Source organism: Streptomyces altiplanensis (genome assembly GCF_053591575.1).
Genome location: NZ_JBSFUB010000170.1, coordinates 1 through 8,110, shown reverse-complemented (window position 1 = coordinate 8,110; position 8,110 = coordinate 1). Strand labels below are relative to the sequence as shown.

Below are 8,110 nucleotides of genomic sequence, written 5' to 3'. Positions count from 1 at the left end.
CCGCAGCGACCTCATAGACGGCTGCCTCACCGAGACCGGCCTGGCCATCAGACCCACCTGAGCAACCCAACGACATCACGAGTTCAACCTCAGTAACTGCGCAAGCGCGGCATCAAAGCCGTCATTCCGGAGAAGAAGGACCAGGCCGCCAACCGGAAGAAGAAAGGCGCCCGAGGAGGCCGGCCCCTCACCCACGACGCCGACCTCTACAAGGAACGCAACACCGTCGAGCGCCTGATCAACAAGCTGAAAGCCCGGCGAGGCATCACCACCCGCTACGACAAGACACCCGAAAGCTACCTCGCCGGACTCCACCTCCGCGCCTCGATAATCTGGATCGACGACCTACTGAAGACCACCGATTGATCACGACATCACACAGGCCCTAGACGCACGAACGTCCGCCCTCGGGGTGACCAAGAACGGACGTATGGCTGGGCGATGGGCAACTGTCCGGCCACGCCGATCGTCCTTCAGGCATGACGCCTGCACCGCCTGACCCACCGTTCACCGCTCCCCCGCTGTGGTCACACTGCGGCCACGGCGCCGCGCCCGCGACCGACCCCGTCGGCTGCCGCGGCATCCGCGTCCCCGGACACACGGCCTGCCTGGCCCACCTGGACGAGACCGGCCGCTCCGCCTACCTCACGGGACTTTCGCCCGGCACCGACATCGACCACCGCGGCACCCCTTTCACCCCTGAACTGCTGAATCAGTTACTCGCCGCCCTACGTGACCCCGCCACCGGTCGGCCCCACATCGGCGACGCCCGGTTCGACGAGGCGTCTTTCTCCGGAGTCGCCCGGTTCGACAAGGTGTCTTTCTCCAGCTACGCGGGGTTCGTCGCGGCGTCCTTCTCCGGCGACGCCAGGTTCTATGGGGCATCTTTCTCCGGCGACGCCGGGTTCAACGAGGCCTCCTTCTCCGGCGACACCTACGTCTGCGCCTCCTTCTCTGGCGACGCCAGGTTCAGTGCGGCGTCCTTCTTCGGCCAGGCTCGGTTCGGCGGGGCGTCTTTCTCCGGCGACGCCTGGTTCGACAGGGCGTCTTTCTCCGGCGACGCCGGATTCGGCGGGGCGTCTTTCTCCGGCGACGCCTGGTTCGACAGGGCGTCTTTCTCCGGCGACGCCGGGTTCGGCAAAGCGCGGTTCGAAGTGACAACCCGCCTGGGGCCGCTGGTGTGCGATAAGAGGGTGGTGTTGGACGGTGCGGTATTCCAGCAGCCGGTGACGTTGGAGATAGCCGCCCGTCAGGTGAGCTGTGCGCGCACCCGGTGGGCGTCGACCGCCACGCTGCACCTGCGCTACGCCGAGCTGGACCTGAGAGACGCGGTCTTGGAGTACCCGGTGCTGGTCGCCGCCCGCCCCACCCCTTTCCCCCTGCCCCACTGGGCTGGCTCGTGGCCAGAGACAGAGTTGTCCGGTCTGGAGCCCGGCGTGCATCTGAGCACGGTAGGCGGGGTGGATGCCGCACACCTGGCGCTGCACGACATCGACCTGAGCACCTGCCGGTTCGCCGGCGCCGTCCACCTCGACCAGCTGAAGGTCGACGGCTGGTGCACCTTCGCCACCACCCCCACCGGCTGGGACCGGCGCTTCCCCTGGCGGTGGAGCCGCCGCAACACCCTGATCGAGGAGCACCACTGGCGGGTTCGCACCGCCCACCACCCAGGCCGGGCCGCCGCCCTGGGCTGGAACAGCCCGCCGCAGGACGCCCCCGAGCTGAGGCCGGCGGCGGTGGCGGCGCTGTACCGGCAACTGCGCAAGTCGCTGGAGGACGGCAAGAACGAGCCGGACGCCGCCGACTTCTACTACGGCGAATGCGAGATGCGCCGCCACGACACCGGCCGGCCCTGGGGCGAGCGCGCGTTACTGAAGGTCTACTGGGCTCTTTCCGGGTACGGGCTGCGCGCCGCCCGTGCACTGGGCTGGCTGGGGGTGGCGATGGCCGTCACGGTCACGGTGATGATGCTGTGGGGCCTGCCCGTAGACGACCCGAGGCCGGCCACCACCGGCCGCCAGGTCGCCATCGGGCACAAGATCGTCCTCACCACCGACACCCCCGACCCGGTCAACCCCACCGGTCCACTGACCGAACGCGTCACTACCGAACGGTTGGAGAAGAGTCTGCGGGTGGTGATCAACTCGGTGATCTTCCGCTCCTCCGGACAAGACCTCACTACCACCGGCACCTACACCGAGATGACTTCCCGGCTGGCCGAACCCGTCCTCCTCGGCCTGGCCGTCCTCGCCGTCCGTAGCCGCGTCAAACGCTGATCACCGCCCACACACGGCAGAGAAGACAGGGAGCCACGGCCACCTGATGTGATCGGCGCGCTCGCCCCGCCCCGAGGCGCCGCACGGAAGATGTTGCCGGAGACCAGCGCCTGGCCCGCCCGTCACGCCGTCTGCTCCAGACGACGCGGCTCGATCCGCTGACCGAACTTCTCCGCACGGGCCCGGCGCAGCGCGGCGGCCTCGGTCGCCGCGGCCTGGCATCGGCGCTGCACTTGGGCCGCCTCGATCGGGGCCGGCGCATCGTCCGGGACGACGTCTAGCGTGGGCGCCGCCCAGCGGTCCCTGTCGGCGTTCAGCGGTATCTCACCGCACTTTTGGCCCCGCCGCCACCTGATGACCGCCACCGACTACCGCGCCGAGACGACCATCCGCTTCGCCATCTGGAACCAGACCACCGGCGCCACCGCCCCGCCTGCCGCAGCCTGACCCAAAACTGCCACCTGGCCCCACCACACCCGACATACCGCCAGACACTCACACTCAACAACGTGACAGCGCCCGCGAATGATCTCCCACAGCGCGGACACGGGGCCCGGGCGTCAGCCGTGGCGGCCTGAACCGACCCCGGCCAGCCCTGCCCCGAGAAGCACGTATGCGGCGAGGGCCAGGACCGGTATGTGCCCGCCCTCGAAGTCGATGTCATCGATGTAGTACCCGGAGAGCCCCACCCAGACCAGCCCACCAACGAGCACGGCGTTGCCGGTCTCCCGCATTATCCACATGCCGGCCCACAGCAGGAGGGGCATGAGAGCCCAGGAAGCGGCTGTGGTGAGCAGGAACTCGAAGGCGCCGGAGAACATCGTGTGCTCGTCTGTGGCTCTACTTTCGTGGGCCCAGGTGTAGCCGGCGGACATGAGGGAGTGGCAGGCCGCGGTGGCGGTGGCGACGGTGAGGGCGGCTTTGGCAGGTCGTATGTACTGCATGGCGGGAATCCTTGCTCTTCGCAGGCCGGTGGGCCCCACCGCAGGTGCGTTGGGGCTCCCAGCGGAGCCGGCGGCAGCCTGAACGCCAGGGATTGCCTGCTCGATCAGCTACAGGCACCCGCGTTCACCGACCCTCACCGTCCGGCCCGTATGCGCGGGCCGGACGGGAGGCCGGGCTTCTACGCTTTGGCGACCACTGGGGCGCCCGACAGGTCCACGCCGGCCTGCCGGAGTTCTTCGCAGGCCTGAGTGATGGTGCTGTGGCTGACGCCGGCGGTCAGGTCCAGCAGCACCTGGGTGCTGAAGCCGGCCTCGGCCGCGTCCAGGGCCGTGGCCTTCACGCAGTGATCGGTGGCGATGCCGACCACGTCCACCGCGGTGACACCGTGATCCCGCAGCCACGCCGTCATCCCCAGCCCGTCCTCGTCGGCCCCTTCGAAGCCGCTGTAGGCGGCCTCGTAGGCACCCTTGTAGAAGACGGCGTCGACCGCTCCGGCTTCCACTGCGGGAGCGAAGTTCGGGTGGAAGCCGGAGCCGGGCGTACCGGCCACGCAGTGCACCGGCCAGGAGGTCCTGAAATCAGGGGTGTCGGAGAAGTGGTCACCAGGGTCGATGTGATGGTCCCGCGTCGCCACCACATGCGCGTACCCGGCCTCGGCTGCCTGTGAGACCAGTTCGCACACCTTTGTGGCGATCTCGGCTCCGCCGGCCACGGCGACACTGCCGCCCTCACAGAAATCGTTCTGTACATCCACCACGATCAGCGCACGCTTCATGCCGCTGCCCTCCATTTCCGTTCTCAAGTACACGATCTTTCCGCTCCCGCATGCGGGAGCGCTTCCCCCAGCAGTCCCTTCCTCTTTGCACCCGGCCTCGGTCATCTGGCAGCCCGCGCCCGGCAGGACGGCTCCGGGCAACGGTCAGCGTGCCAGGAGTGCCCCACCCCCGCGGTGCCGGATCAGCCCAGGGGCAGTGTCAGGCATGCGGCCTTGCCGGCGGGAGAGCTGATCGTTGTGGTGCTGCCGTCGGCGCTGGCATCCGAGTAGAGCGGGTCCTTGCTCGTGACGACCAGCATCAGCCGGTGGTCCTGGGGCAGGTCGTAGCCGGCGGCCTGCAGTTTCCAGGTGGCGCTGTGGTCCTGGTCGGGGGTCAGGGCGGTGAGGGTGAGGGGTTCGTGGGTGATGATGCGGGCCATGCTGTCGGGGCCGAGGGCGAAGAGGCAGGCCACCAGGGTCGTGGAAGGGGCCGTGCTGCGCACGGTCAGCGTGAGTTCACAGATGCCCCGGATCCTGCGTGCCGCGCCCTCGTGGCTGTCCGCCGCGATCGGATCGCTTGTCCAGACCGCGAGGTTCTGCCGGTCGAACTTCTCCGTGATGTAGCTCTTCGGGTTGCCGTTCCACTCGGCCTGGCCGCTCGTGATGACGGCGTCCGCCGCGATGGCCTCGGTCGTCTGCCCGGCGGTGAACTCCCGCTCCCAGCCCGTTTCCGGTTCGGTTGCCAGGCCGCCGTCACGGTCGTCCGATGCGCTGGCCGTCAGGTACCACCGCTCGGTGGAGGTGGTGACGTCCTCCCAGGACGGGCTGGACTCACGGGCGGCCGGTGTGACGATCTCGGTGCTTCCGGTCTGCGGGTCGGTCCGGGTCTCGTAGGTGAACATGATCTGGCTGGTGACTGCGGGCCAGGTGGGTACGGCGTTGCCGATCCCGCGCACGTGGTGGTCCAGCCAGGCGAATGCCTCCTCGACCGGCTCGTTGGGTCCGCTGAACGGGATGGTCAGACCGGCGCCCTCGGGTGCGGCATGGTCGCCGATCCACAGGTTCAGGTGCTTGGGCACGGTCAGGCCGTTGAAGTGCTCGATGACCTGGTTGGCTGGGAAAAGCGTCTCGTGCCAGGTGTTGGAGAAGAAGGTGGGGATGGCGCGGGCGTTGGTCTTGTCGGCGTACGAGGAGGGCGATCGTTTCTTGCCCCACTTCTCTACGGTGTCGAGGTTCTGGCCGGCTTGGAAGTCCGCCAGGATCTGCCGGGTGGCCGCGTCGAACTTCCGATCGGCCGGACCGCCGGTGAAGTTGATCAGGGCGGTCACCGCCGCCAGGTGCCGGGTGTCGTTCTGGAGAAGACTGGCGGCCAGGTCGCCCCAGGTACTCAGGGCCACGACCGCGGCCACGCGCTCTTTCGGGTCGTGCGCCGCGACCAGCTGGCTGATACCCGAACCGTAGGACTCGCCCAGGAAGGCGATCCGGCTGGGCTTGAAGTGCTTCTCCGCGTAGTCGATGACGGTCAAGCCATCGGCCCAGTCGAGAGGTCCGGCCACGTCGATGGTGCCCCCGGAGGTGAACGGCCCATCGACGTAGCCCTTACCGGGCACGGGCATCGTGAGACCGATCCCACGCGGGGTGTAGGCCAGCACGTGGTAGCCGCGCAGCGCCAGCTGGAGGTACGTGTACTCGAACAGCGCCCAGCCGAAAGGCGTCCACCCAGCCGGCACGATCACCACGGGAGCGGATTCGTCGGTCCTGAGCTTGATCGTGTGTGCCGACAGCCGTACGCCGTCCTCGGCAGTGATGCGGGGAAAGCCAATGGTCGCCTGCTGCTGTACCTGCTCCGTCAGCCTCTGGAGATCGGGGGGCAGTACCGGCTGCTCAGCCGTGCCGTCCAGGGTGGCGATCAGCGCCTCTGCGACGTGGGCAGCGGCCGGGTCCAGTGACGTGGGCGAGGTGTAGATGCCGTGCCGGGCGATCCGGTTCAACTGTGCTGCGATACCCACGCCGTCGTTGTTGTGCGGGTGGCTCACGATGCTCGTCTCCTCACTGTCGCCGACCGAACCGTCAGGCACCGCCGGCACATGCCGTCTGCCGGAGGCCCGGCACTTCCCAGATCCTGTCGGTCCGCTCCTTCACCGAAGGCAAAAGGCGCAGGGTGTGCAGAAGCACGGCCGTCACTCAGCGCGATCCGAGCGCCCCCTGAACGCCACGCGCGCCCCGCAGCAAGCGCGGCTACCGCCCACAACGTCCTCGCCGACCCCGTGACCGCAGGTGCGACCGCGCGAGCGAAGACAGCGGGAGAGCGTTGCGACAGCCCTCATGAGATTTCAAGGGCGCAACGGAACGCGCCGTACGTCGTTGAGTGCCGTCCTGGGGAGTTGCCATCGCTCGTGACCATGCTGGACAGGGGCCCCCACCCCTCCCCGGCGCTCACCGTGTTCACACGGACATCGACATCCAGCACATCCCGCCGCTCAGCGAAGACAACCACGACTTCCCACGATGAACTCGGTCAGGCCGTGACCGGCTCTGTGATCCGGCCGTGCCCGCAGCGGGCAGTTCCTGGCAGGGAACGAAAGAGCAACGCAGCCTCACCCCAGACCTACCCGGGGGAATGCTGCCCGGCCGCTGCCGCCGCTCGGCCGTCAGGCGGCGCTGAACTGGTGGGCGGGGCCGCTGCGCCATTCCACCCGCTGCAGGCTGTCCAGGATGGCCTCGGGTTCGGCGACGCCGGCGCCCTTGAGGAACATGACCAGGTCGTGGTCGCTGTAGGCAGTGCCGAGGACCTCGTCCCTGCCCCTCATGCTGGTGCTCGTCCGGCCAGGCTTGTTGGATGTCGGTGACGTACCGCCGGTCGCAGTCCTGGCATAGAGACGGGCGGGACTCTGGAGTAGCGCCCCAGCCGACGCGCTCGGTCGCCTTCCACCGTTCGTCGGTGAACGTGGCCCCGCACTCGGTGCAGACGGGACGATGGGGCGAGCGCTGGAAAGTCGGCTGCTCTGCCTCACGACGTACCGGCTCCTGGCGCTCCTGCGTGACGGCAGCTTGGCATTCGGCGGTGAGGGCCTGCTTCTTGCAGTCGTCGCACAGGTGCGGACGGGAGCCCTTCGGCGCTCCCCGGTCGGTCGCCTGAGCCACCGCCCACCGCTCGTCGGTGAACTTCGCCCCGCAGCCGGTGCAGACGGGGCGGCGGGCCTCACGCTCGGCTGCCTTCTTCGCCGCCTGCTCCTGGGCTGCCCGCCGCAGCTGTGCCTGGTACTTCTCCTGGTGGGCCTTGGCCTCTTCCCGGGCGCGTGCATCGGCCGCCTCACGGCGGGGGTTGCCGATCGCTTCCCGCAGGGGCTGCATGTGAGTACGGCCGAAGCGGAGGAACACCGGTCCCTCCGGGCCGTGCTCGCGCAGCTGGTTCAGGCCGGCCGCGATGAACAGGATCCTCCCGTCGTAGACGTGGAAGTCCTTCTGCTGCTGCCCTGCCACAGGTGACGGGTGAGCTCTTGCAGGCGCGGGATGGTGCGGTTGAGGTTGCGCTCGCCGGTGCGGTTGAACACCAGCAGGACGGGCGGGTGCGTCTTGTCGCCGGACCAGGTGGCCGGAGCGCTCCAGCGGGTGCGCCACATCGGGCGCTCACGGTCGTCGGTGTCCTTCACCTTCCGCCAGAAGAACCGGGCGTACTTCTCCAGCTTGTCGGCGAGTTCCTCCGGCGTCTCGTGGCAGTTGTCGACCTCGATGAACAGCAGCGGCACCCGGTCCTGCGGGGCAGTGAGGACGATGTCGGCCTGGGCGCCGCCCTTGCCGGGCGCGTTCCACGTGCCGGTGGCGGGCAGCGGGACTTCGGGCCAGTACGAGGCGAGGCGGCCGATCCCGGCCGGCGCATCGACGGCGGCCTGGGCGGCCCGGACGTGAGGCGGATCGTCGGCGAGCCTGGTCAGGTTCGGCTTCGGGCGCAGCATCGCGATCACGGTCTCGTTGACGGCCATTGGGTGGAAGGCTCCGCTGGAGCCCGCGCCGCCCGGCGGTGGACCTCATCTCCCCCGCCGGGAGCCGCATCTCGTAGGAGGCGGCCTCCAGGCCCTCGGGGGTCAGGTTCCGCAGCCTCTCCCCCGTCTCGGTGGAACTGCCGTTCTCGGCG

The 8,110-nt window shown here is 68.9% G+C and carries 6 protein-coding genes and 2 pseudogenes; 3 read left to right on the top strand and 5 right to left on the bottom strand.

What is annotated here, in order from left to right; translation table 11 throughout:
• Positions 1 to 96 precede the first annotated feature (96 nt).
• From ACWD0Y_RS35350 to ACWD0Y_RS35340, 3 genes and pseudogenes are all read left to right on the top strand, one after another.
• A pseudogene (locus ACWD0Y_RS35350) lies at positions 97 to 366 on the top strand (IS5/IS1182 family transposase); the annotation flags it as partial.
• 113 nt (positions 367 to 479) lie between these two features.
• Positions 480 to 2,276: a pentapeptide repeat-containing protein gene (locus ACWD0Y_RS35345; RefSeq protein WP_450264358.1), complete on the top strand. Its 1,797-nt coding sequence runs from the start codon at positions 480 to 482 to the stop codon at positions 2,274 to 2,276.
• Positions 2,277 to 2,555: 279 nt separating this feature from the next.
• Positions 2,556 to 2,723: pseudogene (locus ACWD0Y_RS35340) on the top strand (IS6 family transposase); the annotation flags it as partial.
• Between the two features lie 113 nt (positions 2,724 to 2,836).
• Here ACWD0Y_RS35340 and ACWD0Y_RS35335 read toward each other — a convergent pair.
• The 5 genes from ACWD0Y_RS35335 to ACWD0Y_RS35315 form a co-directional block, all read right to left on the bottom strand.
• Complete coding sequence (locus ACWD0Y_RS35335; RefSeq protein WP_450264357.1) at positions 2,837 to 3,220, bottom strand: hypothetical protein; 384 nt, start codon at positions 3,218 to 3,220, stop codon at positions 2,837 to 2,839.
• A 179-nt stretch (positions 3,221 to 3,399) separates the two neighbouring features.
• Positions 3,400 to 3,996, bottom strand: coding sequence for an isochorismatase family protein (locus tag ACWD0Y_RS35330; RefSeq protein WP_450264356.1), 597 nt, complete (start codon positions 3,994 to 3,996; stop codon positions 3,400 to 3,402).
• A 182-nt stretch (positions 3,997 to 4,178) separates the two neighbouring features.
• Positions 4,179 to 6,011 (bottom strand): alpha/beta fold hydrolase, encoded by a 1,833-nt coding sequence (locus ACWD0Y_RS35325; RefSeq protein WP_450264355.1) that lies wholly within the window; start codon positions 6,009 to 6,011, stop codon positions 4,179 to 4,181.
• A 615-nt stretch (positions 6,012 to 6,626) separates the two neighbouring features.
• Positions 6,627 to 6,785, bottom strand: coding sequence for a hypothetical protein (locus tag ACWD0Y_RS35320; protein WP_450264354.1), 159 nt, complete (start codon positions 6,783 to 6,785; stop codon positions 6,627 to 6,629).
• A 603-nt stretch (positions 6,786 to 7,388) separates the two neighbouring features.
• On the bottom strand, positions 7,389 to 7,958 hold the full coding sequence (locus ACWD0Y_RS35315; RefSeq protein WP_450264353.1) for a replication-relaxation family protein: 570 nt from the start codon (positions 7,956 to 7,958) through the stop codon (positions 7,389 to 7,391).
• Positions 7,959 to 8,110 lie beyond the last annotated feature (152 nt).